Below are 13,914 nucleotides of genomic sequence, written 5' to 3' on the forward strand. Positions count from 1 at the left end.
CTGCGGGCGAAGACATAGAGGTGGCCGCATGCAGTTCCTGAAAATCCTGTTCTGGTGCCTGCTGGCGTTCGTCGCCGCGGTGTTCACCATAAGCAACTGGAACGCCGTCCAGATTCAGCTCTGGGGCGGGCTGATCGCGGACGTGAACCTGCCGCTGCTGCTGTTCGTCACCTTCCTGATCGGGTTCGTGCCGACCATGATCTACAATCACGCGATCCGGTGGCGCCTGCGTCAGCGCCTGTCGACCTGCGAACGCGAACTGCTCGAACTGCGCACGCCGCGGCCCGAGCCGGTGGCGTTCGTGCCCGCCGAAACGCCGGTAACGATCGCGCCGCTCGGCGCGCCGACCGCAGTCCCGCCGGGCGTCGCGTAATGAGCAACCGCATCTACGTCGCGCTCGACACGCCCGATCTGGCGCGCGCGAAGGCACTCGCGGCGCGCGTCCGCCATCATGTCGGCGGGATCAAGCTCGGGCTCGAATTCTTCTCCGCGCACGGCCAGTCCGGCGTGCATGCGATGGCGGAATTCGGCCTGCCGATCTTCCTCGATCTCAAGCTGCACGATATTCCGAACACCGTCGCCAAGGCGGTGCAGGCGCTCGGCCCGCTCGAACCCGCGATCCTGACGGTGCATGCGAGCGGCGGCCGGGCGATGCTCGAGGACGCCAAGGCAGCCGCGCCGATCGGCACGAAGGTGATCGCGGTGACGATGCTCACCAGCCTCGACGCTGCCGATCTCGCCGCCACCGGCATTACCGGCAGCGCGCACGACCAGGTCACGCGCCTGACCGAACTTGCGAGTGAATCCGGTGTCGACGGCATCGTCTGCTCAGGCGCGGAGGTTGCTGCGGCGAAGGCAATCTGGCCCAAGGGGTTCTTCGTGGTCCCCGGTGTCCGCCTGCCCGACGGCCATATCGGCGACCAGAAGCGCGTCGTCACGCCGCGCCAGGCGATGGACGCAGGCGCCTCGATCCTTGTGGTGGGCCGTCCGATCACGCAAGCAGAAGACCCCGACACCGCCGCCCGCGCGATCGGCGCGACGCTCTGATCCCTCTCCCATCGGGAGAAGGGTTTTAGGAACCAGCATGACCACCGCCAAGATCTGCGGCCTTTCCAACCCCGCGACGCTCGACGCTGCGATCAAGCACGGCGCGAGCCATGTCGGGTTCGTGTTCTTCCCCGCGTCGCCACGCCACGTGACGTTCGCGAAAGCCGCCGAACTCGCGGCGCGCGTACCCGATCACGTCGCGAAGGTCGGCGTGTTCGTCGATCCCGAGGACGAGATGCTCGAACAGGCGGTCGCATCGGCCGCGCTCGACGTGCTGCAACTCCACAAGGTGACGCCCGCGCGGGCCGCCGCGATCCGCGCGAAGTTCGGGATCGAGACCTGGGTTGCGGTAGCGGTGCGCACACGCGGCGATCTGGAGGCTGCGCACGGCTTTACCGGAGTCGCCGACCGGATACTCTATGACGCCAAGACCCCGGACTCGGCCGCATTGCCGGGCGGGATGGGCTTGCGGTTCGACTGGGACCTGCTCGACGGGTTCCGGCATCCCCTGCCCTGGGCGCTATCGGGGGGACTCGATCCGGCGAATGCGGCGGAGGCGATCCGGCGGACCGGTGCGGACCTGGTCGACGTGTCGTCGGGGGTCGAAAGCGAACCCGGCATGAAAGACGAAACCAGGATCGCGGCATTCCTGAACGCGGTCGGCACGCGGTAGCACCACCGCGGCGAAGGCCGGGGCCCAATTGAAAAGGTCGAGGTAACGGAGGATCCGACTCGCCAAAAGCCGCTCCCAATTGGGCCCCGGCCTCCGCCGGGGTGGTCTTTAGCGGAAACGGAAGGGGTGACAGCGATTTACGAAGTGCTAAACGCCCAGTCATGAACGCTCCAACCCTCGCTCCCAACTCCTACCGCGCCCAGCCCGACGAGCGCGGCCATTTCGGTGATTTCGGCGGCCGCTATGTCGCCGAGACGCTGATGCCGCTCGTCCTCGAACTCGACGAGGCGTACCGCGCCGCCAAGGCCGACCCCGCCTTCAAGGCGCAGTTCGACGATTTGCTCGAACATTATGTCGGTCGCCCAAGCCCGCTCTACTACGCCGAACGGCTGACCGGGGCGCTCCGCGAGTCCGCCCCCGAGGGCATGGGAGCCCAAGTGTGGTTCAAGCGCGACGAGCTCAATCACACCGGCGCGCACAAGATCAACAACTGCATCGGCCAGATCCTGCTCGCGATGCGGATGGGCAAGACGCGGATCATCGCCGAGACTGGTGCTGGCCAGCACGGCGTCGCCACCGCCACGGTCTGCGCGCGCTTCGGCCTGCCCTGCGTGATCTACATGGGCGCCAAGGACGTCGAGCGGCAGGCGCCCAACGTGTTCCGCATGAAGCTGCTCGGCGCCGAAGTCCGCCCGGTCACAAGTGGCGCACACACGCTGAAGGACGCGATGAACGAGGGCATGCGCGACTGGGTCGCGAACGTCCACGACACCTTCTACATCATCGGCACCGCCGCCGGCCCGCATCCGTATCCCGAGATGGTCCGCGATTTCCAGAGCGTGATCGGTACCGAGGCGCGCGCGCAGATGCTGTCGCGCGTCGGTCGCCTGCCCGACATGCTGGTCGCGGCGATCGGTGGTGGCTCGAACGCGATCGGGCTGTTCCATCCGTTCCTCGACGATGCCGACGTGCAGATGCTCGGCGTCGAGGCGGCGGGCCACGGCCTCGACAAGGAACATGCGGCGAGCCTCGCGGGTGGATTCCCGGGCGTGCTCCACGGCAACAAGACGTACCTGTTGCAGGACGAAGACGGCCAGATCACCGAGGCGCACTCGATCTCGGCGGGTCTCGATTATCCCGGCATCGGGCCGGAGCATGCCTGGCTGCGCGATATCGGCCGCGTTCAGTATGACAGCGCGACCGATACCGAGGCGCTCGACGCGTTCCAGCTGCTGTGCCGGACCGAAGGCATCATTCCCGCGCTGGAGCCATCGCACGCGATCGCGACGGTAACGAAGAAGGCGCGCGAAATGCGGCAGGACCAGATCATCCTGGCCAACCTGTGCGGCCGCGGCGATAAGGACATCTTCACCGTCGCCGAAGCGCTCGGAGTGGCGATATGATTGGTGGCGCCACAAGCACCCTCGCCGCACTTCGGTCAACGCTCCCCGCAGCCTTTATCCGTCACCCCAGCGAAAGCTGGGGTATCCATGGGGCGGGCGCCGTGGCCGCCAATCGGGATACCCCAGCTTTCGCTGGGGTGACGGGTTTTGGCGTCGCTCGGGGCGGTAGTCGAGCGACGAGCGTTGGTGCGGAGGGGGGCAAGTGAGCCGCCTCGCCGCCACCTTCGCACGCACCGCCGCCGCCGGTCGCGCCGCGCTTGTCGCGTTCGTTACCGCGGGTGATCCGACCACCGAGGCCACCGGCCCGATCCTCGACGCGCTTGTCGCAGGCGGCGCGGACGCGATCGAGCTCGGCATGCCGTTCACCGATCCGATGGCCGACGGCCCCGCGATCCAGGCCGCGAACATCCGCAGCCTCGCGCAGGGCACGCGCACCGCGGATATCCTCGCGACCGCCACCGCCTTCCGCGCGCGCAACCCGGACGTGCCACTCGTCCTGATGGGCTACGGTAACCCGATGCTCCGGCGCGGCGCGGACTGGTTCGCCGAGGCGGCCGCGAAGGCCGGCGTCGACGGCGTGATCTGCGTCGACGTGCCGCCCGAGGAAGACGACGCGCTGGGCCCGCAGCTGCGCGCCGCGGGGATCGACCTGATCCGGCTCGCCACGCCCACCACCGACGCCGCCCGCCTGCCGACCGTGCTCGATGGCGCGAGCGGCTTCCTCTATTACGTGTCCGTCGCCGGAATCACCGGGCTCCAGCAGGCGCAGCAATCCTCGATCGAGGACGCCGTCGCCCGCCTCAAAGCACAGACCGACATCCCGATCGCAGTCGGCTTCGGCATCCGCACCCCCGAACAGGCGGCCAACGTCGCGCGCGTCGCCGATGGCGTCGTCGTCGGCTCGGCGATCGTCGAACTGGTCGCGCAGCACGGCGCCGCTGCGGCCGAACCGGTCCGCGCCTATATCAAATCTCTCGCCGACGCCGTCGCGTCCGCACGGAAGGTTCCCGCATGAGCTGGCTCAACAGCGTCCGCAACGTCCTGCCCTTCGTCGCAAAGCGCGAGACGCCCGAGAATCTCTGGCACAAGTGCAAGGGCTGCGGGCAGATGGTCTTCACCAAGGAGCTCGAGGACAATCTGTACGTCTGCCCGAAATGCGATCACCACGACCGCATCGGGCCGAAGATCCGCTTTGCGCAACTGTTCGACGAAGGCAGCTGCAGCGAACTCCCGGCACCGAAAGTCCCCGAGGATCCGCTCAAGTTCCGCGACCAGAAGCGGTACACCGATCGCCTCAAGGCCGCACGGACCGACAACAGCGAACAGGACGCGCTGATCAACGCGCGCGGCGCGATCGCCGGCCACCGTGTGGTCGTAGGTGTGCAGGATTTCGGCTTCATGGGCGGCTCGATGGGACTCGCGGTCGGCGAAGCCTTCGTGCGCGGCGTCGAGGCGGCGATCGAGGACCGCGTACCCTACGTGATCTTCACCGCAAGCGGCGGCGCGCGCATGCAGGAGGGCATCCTCAGCCTGATGCAGATGCCGCGCAGCACCGTCGCGATCCAGATGCTGCACGATGCCGGTCTGCCGTACATCGTCGTGCTGACCGACCCGACCTCGGGCGGCGTGATGGCAGCCTATGCGATGCTCGGCGACGTGCAGATCGCCGAGCCCAAGGCGACGCTCGCCTTCACCGGCCGGCGCGTGATCGAGAGCACGATCCGCGAGAAGCTGCCCGAGGACTTCCAGACGTCGGAATATTATCTCGAGCACGGGATGATCGACATGGTCGTCCACCGCAAGGACCTGCGCGAACAGCTCGGCACGGTCATCGGGTATCTGGGCGCGCGCGAAGCAGCGTAAGGCGTCTCCCCTCCCGCTTGCGGGAGGGGTCGGGGGAGGGAATGATGCACGGATCGCCAAGCCCAAGCCCCTCCCCCAACCCCTCCCGCAAGCGGAAGGGGAGCTAATGCCAGACCACGCCGTTTCTTCCTCGCCCGCGGTACAGGCGCAGCTCGACCGGCTGACCGCGCTGTCGCCCGGCGCCGACATCCTCGGCCTCGAGCGCATCACCGCGCTCCTCAGCCGCCTCGGTGACCCGCACCTCGATCTCCCCCCGGTGTTCCACGTCGCCGGCACCAACGGCAAGGGCTCGACCTGCGCCTTCCTCCGCGCCGCGATCGAGGCCGCCGGCCACAGCGTGCACGTCTATTCCTCGCCGCACCTCGTCCGCTTCAACGAACGCATCCGCCTCGCCGGGCAACTGATCGAAGACGACCTGCTCGCCGCCTTGCTGTCGGAAGTGCTCGACCAAGCCGCCGACCTGCAAGCCAGCTTCTTCGAAGTCACCACCGCCGCTGCCTTCCTCGCCTTCGCCCGCACGCCAGCGGCTGCGACCATCGTCGAGGTCGGCCTTGGCGGCAGACTCGATGCGACCAACGTCATCCCGAACCCGGTCGTCACCGGCATCGCCGCGCTCGGCATCGATCACCAGGCGTTTCTCGGCGACACGCTGCTGGAAATCGCCGGCGAGAAAGCGGGCATCGCCAAGTCCGGCGTGCCGCTGGTGACGATGGACTATCCCAAGGCCCTCCGCGCAAAGATCGCCGCGGTAGCCGCCGCCGCGGGTGCCCACGTCCACGCGCGCGGCACGGCCTGGACGAGCGAGACCGCACGCTCGACCGTCCGCTACGAGGATACCGGCTTTTCGGTCGTCACCAATCGCCCCCGCCTCGTCGGCGCGCACCAGTCCCGCAACCTCGCGCTCGCGATCGCGATGCTCCGCCATCAGGGCGCGCTGCATGTTCCCGAAGCCGCGATGCGCGCCGCCGCCGATTGGGCGCACTGGCCCGCGCGGATGCAGCGTCTGTCCGACGGCCCCCTGCTCGCGCGACTCCCGACCGGCAGCGAACTTTGGCTCGACGGCGCGCACAACCCCAACGCCGCGCAACCGGTCGCGCGGGCGCTGCGAACGCTGGCCAAGGGCCGGCCCGTCACGCTGGTCCTCGGCATGCTCGCCAACAAGGAAGCCGAGGCGGTGATGCGGATTCTCTCGCCCTCGGTCGGCCACGTCGTCGCGATCCCGGTCCCCGGCCATGCGCACCATGCACCCGAGGCCCTTGCAGTGCTCGCGGAACGTTTCGGCAAGACCGCGGAAACCGCGTCGACGCCAACCGACGCACTCGACCTGATCGCAGCCCGTGGCGATCGATCCAACCTCGTCCTGATTGCCGGCTCGCTCTACCTCGCCGGTGAAGTGCTCGCGGCGAACGACCAGCCGCCGGACTGACCTCTTATTGCTATTGACTATCAATAACGGACGCGCGAGTTTGTGGACACCACCACGGAGTCGCGTGAATGACTGATACCCGCCCCAGTTCGACGCCCAGTTCGACGCCGGCCTCGACCAATTTGCTCGCCAACGCGACGGCGTTGCTGCCGCATCCACTGCCGCCTTGTGAAAATGCGCGAGTCGCCTTGTTCGCAATGCGGCGGATGGGTGCGCATGGCCTCGCCGACGCCCGCGCCGCGCACACGATGTTCACCGCTTTCGGGCAGAGTTTTCGTCGTCCGCTGGTACTATTGCGCGCGCTGATGGCCGACCTGGCGGGCACGTCGGCGGGAACGATCGCGATCGCGCCATGCTGCTGCGCGCGGATGACCCCGGCCGAGTCGGCGATGCTGTCGATCCTCGCGCGGGTCGAGACCGCGCCCGAGACAGCCCGCTATCTGATGACCGATCTCCTTGGCGTCCGCCGCGTCGACGGCGTCCTGGCCAGCGCCGCAGCCGTCGCCGCCGCGTTCGCCGACGAGGGGCGACCGGTCACGATGTAAGGCTAGACGGACTCGCCAGCCCGCGCGTCGCCCTCTCCCTCGACGCCGGCGCTGCCGATCGAGCGGTCGATCATCCCCGACCGGCTCATCCACCAGAACAACACGATTCCTGGTACCGCGAGCACGGTCGTCAGCAGGTAGAAATCGACATAGCCGAACGCCTCGATCAGGGCGCCGGCGGTCGTGCCGGTGACGATCCGTCCGACGATGCTTGCCGCTGCCGAGATCAGCGCGAACTGCGCGGCGGTGAAGCGCAGATCGCACAGCGCGGAGAAATAGGCGATCACGACGACGCCGCCAAACCCGCTCGACGCGTTCTCGAAGCCGATCGCCGCCGCCATGCCGAAGTTCGAATGCCCGGCCGCCGCCAGCGCCGCGAACGACAGGTTCGAGACGGCCATCAGCACGAGCGACAACAGCACCGATCGCTTCATCCCCATCCGCGCGTACAGGATGCCGCCGATAAAGATGCCGACGAGATACGCGATGAAGCCGATCCCGACATCGTAGAACGCGATCTCGTCGCCGGTGAAGCCGAGGTCGTCGAACAGCAGCCGCAACGTCAAATTGGCGAGCGTGTCGCCGACCTTGAAGATCAGGATGAAGGCAAGGACGATGAGCGCCCCCTCGCGCGAGAAGAACTGGACGAACGGCCCCCAGATGGCGCGGAACCCCTCGGCGAGACCGCGGCGTTCGATCGGCGGACGGCGGCGTTCGGGCTCGCCCAGCGCCAAGCCTGCCAGCACCGCGGGTAGTGCGAACACCACGCACGCCAGATAGGCGGCGTTCCAGCCGGCCCGTTCGGCGACCACCAGCGCCAGCGCGCCCGAGCCTGCCGAGCCGATCCGCCAGCCATATTGGCTCATCCCCGATCCGACGCCCAACTGGCGCGGTTCGAGCGTCTCGATCCGGAACGCGTCGATCACGACGTCGAACGTCGCGCCTGCAGCGCCGACCAGAATCGCTGCGGTTGCAGTGGAGGCGATGCTCGCCGCCGGGTCGATCAGCGCGAGATTGACGACCGCGGCGACGACCAGCGCAGCCGTGACGATCAGCCAGGACACACGCTGGCCGAGCCGCCCGATCACTGGCGGGTGAACGCCATCGACGACCCACGCCCACAAAAATTTCAAATTGTAGACGAGAAACGCAAGACTGAACGCGGTCACCGTCTTCTTATCGATGCCGCTCGCCGCCAACCGGGTGGTCAGCGTCGCGCCAATCATCGCATAGGGGAAGCCCGACGATATGCCGAGCGCGAGCGCGGCGAGCGGGGCCTTCTCGACATACGGTCGAAACCCGTCGCTCCAGCGCTTTTTTTCGGTTCCGCCCATCGCACTTACGCTCCCACTCGCTTGCGGGGGACCCTAACGGGAAATCGCAACCGCGCTACCCGTCAGGCGATGGAGCGCGGGGGAAACGTCAGGCTTTCGCTTCGAACAGCGTGAAGCCGTACGGGACGCGCTTGGGCTTGCTGCCGGCGCGCGTCGCCTCGATCGCCTCGATCGCGGCGATCAGGTCGCGCGGGGCGTAGGGCTTGGCCATGCAGCCGGCGGCGAGCGTCGTCGCCTCGACCGGGCAGCTACCGGTCACGAACATCACCGGCACGCCCCTGGCATGCGCCGCGCGTGCGACGTCGATGCCGGAGCCGTCTGCGAGGTTCACGTCGACCAGCACTAGGTCGATCACCGCGTCGCTCGCCAGGATCGGTAGCGCATCCGCGACCCGGTCGATCGTCGCGACGATCGTGAAATTCGCTTCGGCGAGGAAATACTCGGTATCGAACGCTACCAACGGTTCGTCCTCGACGACGAGGAGCCGGACGATCTGCCGCTTTTTCTTGCCGAACAACATTGCCGAAAGGCCCCCGGTCGCGCGCGAAAGGTCGTTACGCTTGCGGGTGTTAACGCACCGCAGCACGAACGGTCGCAAATATTTTCGCGCTGGCGGCCGATCCATAGTATCAGCCGCGCCATGACGACTTCAAAAGACGATAACCCGACTGCCAGCCCGTCGCCCGACGCGCCTGTAACTCCTGCCACACCGATCAAGGGCGACCGCATCGCCAAGCTGCTCGCCCGCGCCGGGATCGCCTCGCGCCGCGATATCGAGCGGATGATCGCCGAGGGGCGCGTCGCGCTCAACGGCTCGACGCTGGATACGCCCGCGACGATCCTGCGCAATCTCGCCGGCGTGACGGTCGACGGCGATCCGGTCGAGGCGCCCAGCGCAGCGCGGCTGTTCCTGTATCACAAGCCGACCGGGCTGCTCGTCACCGAGCGCGATCCCGCCGGTCGCACGACGATCTACGATCGCCTGCCGCAGGACCTGCCGCGCCTCGTGCCGGTCGGTCGGCTCGATCTCAACACCGAGGGGCTGTTGCTGATGACCACCGACGGTGGGCTCAAGCGCCAGCTCGAACTGCCCGCGACCGGCGTCGAGCGTGCCTATCGCGCGCGTGCTTACGGCAACATCACGCAGCCGCAGCTCGAGGAACTGATCGAGGGGATCGAGATCGAGGGCGTGCGCTACGGATCGATCAACGCGAATATCGAGCGTCGGACGGGTGCGAACGTGTGGATCGAGATGATCCTGACCGAGGGCAAGAACCGCGAAGTCCGCCGCGTGCTTGAGCATCTCGGGTTGCAGGTCTCGCGGTTGATCCGGACGCGCTACGGCCCGTTCGTGCTCGGCGACCTGCCGCCGGGGCAGATCGGCGAAGTGCTGCAGCATGACGTCGTCGCGTTCCAGAAGGAGCTCGCAAAGGGACGGCCGGAGGGTCCGGGCGCGCGCGCGAATATCGGGATCAGCGCGAGTGCCGGCGCGGGGGCCGGGATCGGCGCACGATCGAGCCAGCGGGGCAGCAATGCCGTCCGTCCTGCGTCGACGGGGCGACCTGCGACGGGTGCAAGGCCGGCACCGGGTGCGCGACCTGCACCTGGCGGTGCGCGTGCACCTGCCCGGAGCCCGTACACCGCGCCTGCGAGTTCGGGCTTCTCCAGCGGTGCAGCACCGACCGATCGTCCTTCGCGACCGGCGCGGCCCGAGCGGATCCGCCCGACTGCCGCAATGCAGCGCGGCGACGTCAACGATCCCTGGGCGCGGCCGGACACGCGGAATGCCGCTCGGCCGACGGGCACGCATCATGCCCGGCCGACCAGTGGCGAAATGTCCAAGCCTTATGTGCGCCAGGAGCGGGCGGATCGCGGCGAGGAGCTGAGCACCAGCCCGAAGATCAAGCATTTCCGCGCCGCCAAGCCCCCCCGCGATCGTGCGGCCCCATCTCGGGTTGGCGCCGGTGGCACCGTGACGCCACGTCGCACGGAAACGCCGCAGCGTCAGGACCCGCAGCGTGGCTTCCGTCCGCAAGCCGATGATTCGCGCGGCCGCAGTTCGCTCGACAAACGTGCCGCGCGCAGTGCTTCCGGACGTCCGGGTGCCGAGCCGCGGCCGGTGCGCGATGCGCCGGCACGGCCCGAGCGGGGGACTCGTCCCACGGCACCTGGCAAGGGTCCGTCGGGAGGGCGCGGTCATCCGCCCCGTGCACCACGTGGAGGGAAACGCTGATGCGGATCATCGCAGGCCAATGGCGCGGACGCCCGATCGTCGCGCCCAAGGGTGATTCGACCCGTCCGACCGCCGACCGGATGCGCGAGACGTTGTTCTCGATGCTGACGAGTCGGGTTGGCAGCTTCGAGGGGTTGGCGGTCGCCGATCTGTTCGCAGGCTCGGGCGCGCTCGGGATCGAGGCGCTGTCGCGCGGCGCGGCGACGTGCATGTTCGTCGAATCGGACAAGCTGGCGGTCGATGCGCTGAAGGGCAACCTCGCCAAGCTGGAGATCCGCGGCGATGTCCGCGCGACCTCGGTCATGGCGCTCGGGCCGGCGCCCGCCCCGCTCGACGTGATCTTGATGGATCCGCCGTACAACACCGGTGCTGGGCTGGTCGCGCTCGACAAGCTGTCACGGCTGGGTTGGGTCGGGCCGGTGACGTGGATCAGCCTGGAAACGGCCAAGGCCGAAGTCGTCGAACTGGCGGGCTTCGAGGTCGACGCCACGCGCGTGCACGGCAAGGCGCGGCTGACGCTGCTACGCCCCGCATAATTGTTCTCCCGCGAAGGCGGGAGCCCAGACTGGGCTCCCGCCTTCGCGGGAGAACATTCTATTTCTCGGTCGCGCGGCCCAGAATCAGCAGCCCGCCAAGACTCAACACCCCAGCCGCCATCAGATACCCACCGACCAACCACAGCCCGCGCGGTGCCAGCGCCTCCGCCACGATCGGCGCGAGCGCACCGCCGAGCACACCGCCCAAGTTGAACGTCATCGACACACCGGTATAGCGCACCCCCGCCGGGAACAGGCTCGGCAGCCATCCGCCGAGGGGTCCGTAGGCGAACCCCATCACGAACAGCGCGCCCGACAGCCACAGCCACACCGTGAACAGCGATCCCGAGCCGAGCATCGGTGCCATCAACGCGCCGACGCCGATACATCCAGCAAACCCGATCGCCAGCATGCGTGCCGCGGAATGCCGGTCCGCCAGCACGCTCGCGACGATCACGCCACCGGCGAGGAACCAGATCGCGACCAGTTCGACCGCCAGAAACGTCTCGCGAGAATAGCCGAGCGTCTTCGTCCCGTAGCCAAGCGCGAATGCGGTCGCGAGGTAGAACAGCGCGAAGCACGCAATGACCCCAAACGTGCCAGCCAGCGTAGCGCGCAAATGCTTCGTCAGCAGCGTTGCGATCGGCACCTTGGGCAACGCCTCGGTCGCCTCCGCTTCGAGGAAGGCGGGCGTCTCGGTCAGCTTGAGGCGTACCCAGAGACCGAGCCCGACGAGGATCGCGCTCAACAGGAACGGGATTCGCCAGCCCCACGCGACGAACTGCGCCTCGTCGAGCACAAGACCGATGATGAGGAACAGCCCATTGGCGGCGAGAAAGCCGACAGGTGCGCCAAGCGGCGGGAACATGCCCCAAGTATTCTTGCGGTGCGGCGGCGCATTCTCGACCGCGAGCAACGCCGCCCCGCCCCATTCGCCGCCGAGGCCTAACCCCTGCCCCAGCCGCATCAAACAGAGCAATGCGGGTGCGATCCAGCCGACCTGCGCATAGGTCGGCAGGAAGGCGATACCGACGGTCGATCCGCCCATCAGCAGCAGCGACGCGACGAGCGTGGATTTGCGCCCTACACGGTCACCGAAATGCCCGAACACGATCGCACCGACCGGGCGAGCGACGAACGCGAGCCCGAACGTCGCATAGCTGAGCAGTAACTGCGCGGAGTCGGATTGCCCGGCGAAGAACAGCGGGCCGAACACGAGCGCGGCGGCGGTTGCGTAGATGTAGAAGTCGTAGAACTCGACCGCAGTGCCGACCAGGCTGGCGGCAAGGATGCGGCGGTTGGAGGCTAGCGTCGTCATGCATACGGCATCGCCGCGGCGGCGGTTTCGGTCAACCGATTGCAGTTCTCGATTGAACGATCCTCCCCCGCCAGGGGGAGGTGTCGCCGAAGGTGACGGAGGGGGAGGACAGGGAACAGAGGTTTCTCTTTCCTCCCCCTCCGTCTGGCAAGCGCCAGCCACCTCCCCCTGGCGGGGGAGGATCAGACCGGAAGGACGATTCTTGCGACGAGGCCCGGCGCGTTGTCCGCCAGTTCGAAGTGACCGTCGTGCAGCCGCGCTACCGCTTCGATCAACGCCATGCCGAGCCCTGCGCCGGGCGTGGACCGTGCACTATCGAGGCGGCCGAAACGCTTCAAAGCCTGTGCGCGGTCGGCGGCGGCGATGCCGGGGCCGCGGTCCTCGACCTGGATCGCGACGCCGTCGGTGCGGTGGACGATCCGTAGCGTGACTTCGCCGCCCCCCGCGCCGTGGCGAAGCGCGTTGTCGATCAAGTTGGTGATCGCCTGGCTGATCAGTTCGCGGTGGAGCTTCATCGGCGGCGGTCGGTCGTCGATCGCGATCGTGAAGACGAGGCCTGCATCTTCCGCGACGGGGGCGTAGAGTTCGCCGATCTCTTCCAACAGGTCCGCGGGCGACACTTCGATGAAGCGATCGCGCGAGACCGAGCCCGAGCGGCTGATCTCGATCACCATCGTCAGCATCCGCATGACGAGATCGGTCTCGACCAGCAGCCCGCCCAGCGCCGCCTCGCGCGCATCCGGATCGGCGATCAGCACCGCCTGCTCGGTCTTGGTGCGCAGGCGCGCCAAGGGCGAACGGAGGTCGTGCGCGAGGCTGTCGGTGACGATTCGCAGTTCGGCCATCACGCCTTCGAGCTTGCCGAGCATGACGTTCAACCGCGCGGCCAGACGATCGAACGCGTCGCCACCGCCGGCGACCATGTCGACGCGACGCGAAAGGTCGCCCTCGCCCGCCGCTTCGATCGCCTTGGCGATACCGTCGAGCCGGCGGCCGACATAGCGCGTGAGAACGAGGCCACCGACCACGCCGAGCGCGAGCGAAAGGAACACGGCAACCGCGAGCGCTCGCTCGATCGCGCGCTCCTCTGCGGCGATCAGGTCGAGATTGCGTCCTGTGAGTAGCCAATAATCGCCCAGCGGGTGAAGTGCGTAGCCCGACTCACGCGCCGACCAGAGTTCGTCGGCGCCGAGCCGCGCTATCCGGAAATGCGTAGTTTTAAGGGGTACCGCGAGCCGTTCCGGCGCGATCCCCACCAGCGCCCGTCCCTCCGGGTCGATCACCGCGAGGACGAGCGAAACGTCACCGGGAACAACCGCACCATCGATCGCCTGGCGGACAGCGGGAAGCCCACCGCTACGCCAGACTGCGCGCAACGCTTCGGATTGCTCGGTAGTCTCGCGACGAATCGCATCTATCGCATCGGCGCTGGTGGTCTTCCAGACGAAGCCGACAAGAGCCAGATTGGACACCAGCGCCAGCGCGATCGAGAGCAACGCAATCCGGGCTGTTACCGAAAGGCGAATCACTCCCCCG

14 protein-coding genes are annotated in these 13,914 nt (G+C 67.8%); 10 read left to right on the plus strand and 4 right to left on the minus strand.

All coding sequences use genetic code 11. From position 1 onward, the window contains the following. Positions 1-28: 28 nt before the first annotated feature. The 8 genes from U1763_RS05675 to U1763_RS05710 all read left to right on the plus strand — a co-directional run bounded on the left by U1763_RS05675 (position 29) and on the right by U1763_RS05710 (position 6,957). On the plus strand, positions 29-373 hold the full coding sequence (locus U1763_RS05675) for a DUF1049 domain-containing protein (protein ID WP_132898048.1): 345 nt from the start codon (positions 29-31) through the stop codon (positions 371-373). After that, positions 373-1,047, plus strand: coding sequence for an orotidine-5'-phosphate decarboxylase (pyrF, locus tag U1763_RS05680; protein WP_332754488.1), 675 nt, complete (start codon positions 373-375; stop codon positions 1,045-1,047). The genes U1763_RS05675 and pyrF overlap by 1 nt, the downstream gene beginning before the upstream one ends. A 37-nt stretch (positions 1,048-1,084) precedes the next feature. Next, entirely contained in the window at positions 1,085-1,720 is a 636-nt protein-coding gene (locus tag U1763_RS05685) for a phosphoribosylanthranilate isomerase (RefSeq protein ID WP_332754489.1), read from the plus strand. Positions 1,721-1,881: 161 nt separating this feature from the next. After that, positions 1,882-3,123, plus strand: a complete 1,242-nt coding sequence (trpB, locus tag U1763_RS05690) for a tryptophan synthase subunit beta (RefSeq protein WP_332754490.1) — start codon at positions 1,882-1,884, stop codon at positions 3,121-3,123. Positions 3,124-3,325: 202 nt separating this feature from the next. Next, positions 3,326-4,138, plus strand: a complete 813-nt coding sequence (gene trpA, locus U1763_RS05695; RefSeq protein WP_332754491.1) for a tryptophan synthase subunit alpha — start codon at positions 3,326-3,328, stop codon at positions 4,136-4,138. Beyond that, a complete protein-coding gene (gene accD, locus U1763_RS05700; RefSeq protein WP_332754492.1) occupies positions 4,135-4,986 on the plus strand; it encodes an acetyl-CoA carboxylase, carboxyltransferase subunit beta in 852 nt (283 codons plus the stop codon). The genes trpA and accD overlap by 4 nt, the downstream gene beginning before the upstream one ends. 106 nt (positions 4,987-5,092) lie before the next feature. Then, positions 5,093-6,412 (plus strand): bifunctional folylpolyglutamate synthase/dihydrofolate synthase, encoded by a 1,320-nt coding sequence (locus U1763_RS05705; protein ID WP_332754493.1) that lies wholly within the window; start codon positions 5,093-5,095, stop codon positions 6,410-6,412. 68 nt (positions 6,413-6,480) lie between these two features. Beyond that, positions 6,481-6,957: a DUF6628 family protein gene (locus U1763_RS05710; RefSeq protein WP_332754494.1), complete on the plus strand. Its 477-nt coding sequence runs from the start codon at positions 6,481-6,483 to the stop codon at positions 6,955-6,957. A gap of 2 nt (positions 6,958-6,959) precedes the next feature. Here U1763_RS05710 and U1763_RS05715 read toward each other — a convergent pair whose 3' ends face one another. Both U1763_RS05715 and U1763_RS05720 read right to left on the minus strand, forming a co-directional pair. Then, entirely contained in the window at positions 6,960-8,291 is a 1,332-nt protein-coding gene (locus tag U1763_RS05715; protein WP_332754495.1) for an AmpG family muropeptide MFS transporter, read from the minus strand. A gap of 88 nt (positions 8,292-8,379) precedes the next feature. Next, positions 8,380-8,811, minus strand: a complete 432-nt coding sequence (locus U1763_RS05720) for a response regulator (RefSeq protein WP_332754960.1) — start codon at positions 8,809-8,811, stop codon at positions 8,380-8,382. Positions 8,812-8,931: 120 nt separating this feature from the next. On the opposite strand from U1763_RS05720, the gene U1763_RS21095 reads away from it, so the two are divergent. Then, the gene (locus tag U1763_RS21095) at positions 8,932-10,524 is read left to right on the plus strand and encodes a pseudouridine synthase (protein WP_443026887.1); all 1,593 of its coding nucleotides are present in this window, start codon (positions 8,932-8,934) and stop codon (positions 10,522-10,524) included. Beyond that, on the plus strand, positions 10,524-11,060 hold the full coding sequence (gene rsmD, locus U1763_RS05730; protein WP_332754496.1) for a 16S rRNA (guanine(966)-N(2))-methyltransferase RsmD: 537 nt from the start codon (positions 10,524-10,526) through the stop codon (positions 11,058-11,060). Before U1763_RS21095 ends, rsmD begins: the two co-directional genes overlap by 1 nt. A 58-nt stretch (positions 11,061-11,118) precedes the next feature. Here the strand turns inward: rsmD and U1763_RS05735 are convergent, their stop codons facing one another. Together U1763_RS05735 and U1763_RS05740 are read right to left on the minus strand one after the other, a co-directional pair. Then, positions 11,119-12,378 (minus strand): MFS transporter, encoded by a 1,260-nt coding sequence (locus tag U1763_RS05735; protein ID WP_332754497.1) that lies wholly within the window; start codon positions 12,376-12,378, stop codon positions 11,119-11,121. Between the two features lie 182 nt (positions 12,379-12,560). Beyond that, positions 12,561-13,907 carry a sensor histidine kinase gene (locus tag U1763_RS05740; protein ID WP_332754498.1) on the minus strand — a complete coding sequence of 449 codons (1,347 nt, stop codon included), beginning with the start codon at positions 13,905-13,907 and terminating at the stop codon, positions 12,561-12,563. Between the last annotated feature and the right edge of the window lie 7 nt (positions 13,908-13,914).

The organism is Sphingomonas sorbitolis (genome assembly GCF_036663875.1).
Taxonomy (GTDB): Bacteria; Pseudomonadota; Alphaproteobacteria; order Sphingomonadales; family Sphingomonadaceae; genus Sphingomonas.

Bases quoted from the DNA above. Each gene is read 5' to 3' on its own strand.
- U1763_RS05675 (WP_132898048.1), top strand. From the start codon at position 29: ATGCAGTTCCTGAAAATCCTGTTCTGGTGCCTGCTGGCGTTCGTCGCC.
- pyrF (WP_332754488.1), top strand. From the start codon at position 373: ATGAGCAACCGCATCTACGTCGCGCTCGACACGCCCGATCTGGCGCGC.
- U1763_RS05685 (WP_332754489.1), top strand. From the start codon at position 1,085: ATGACCACCGCCAAGATCTGCGGCCTTTCCAACCCCGCGACGCTCGAC.
- trpB (WP_332754490.1), top strand. From the start codon at position 1,882: ATGAACGCTCCAACCCTCGCTCCCAACTCCTACCGCGCCCAGCCCGAC.
- accD (WP_332754492.1), top strand. From the start codon at position 4,135: ATGAGCTGGCTCAACAGCGTCCGCAACGTCCTGCCCTTCGTCGCAAAG.
- U1763_RS05705 (WP_332754493.1), top strand. From the start codon at position 5,093: ATGCCAGACCACGCCGTTTCTTCCTCGCCCGCGGTACAGGCGCAGCTC.
- U1763_RS05710 (WP_332754494.1), top strand. From the start codon at position 6,481: ATGACTGATACCCGCCCCAGTTCGACGCCCAGTTCGACGCCGGCCTCG.
- U1763_RS05715 (WP_332754495.1), bottom strand. From the start codon at position 8,291: ATGGGCGGAACCGAAAAAAAGCGCTGGAGCGACGGGTTTCGACCGTAT.
- U1763_RS05720 (WP_332754960.1), bottom strand. From the start codon at position 8,811: ATGTTGTTCGGCAAGAAAAAGCGGCAGATCGTCCGGCTCCTCGTCGTC.
- U1763_RS21095 (WP_443026887.1), top strand. From the start codon at position 8,932: ATGACGACTTCAAAAGACGATAACCCGACTGCCAGCCCGTCGCCCGAC.
- rsmD (WP_332754496.1), top strand. From the start codon at position 10,524: ATGCGGATCATCGCAGGCCAATGGCGCGGACGCCCGATCGTCGCGCCC.
- U1763_RS05735 (WP_332754497.1), bottom strand. From the start codon at position 12,378: ATGACGACGCTAGCCTCCAACCGCCGCATCCTTGCCGCCAGCCTGGTC.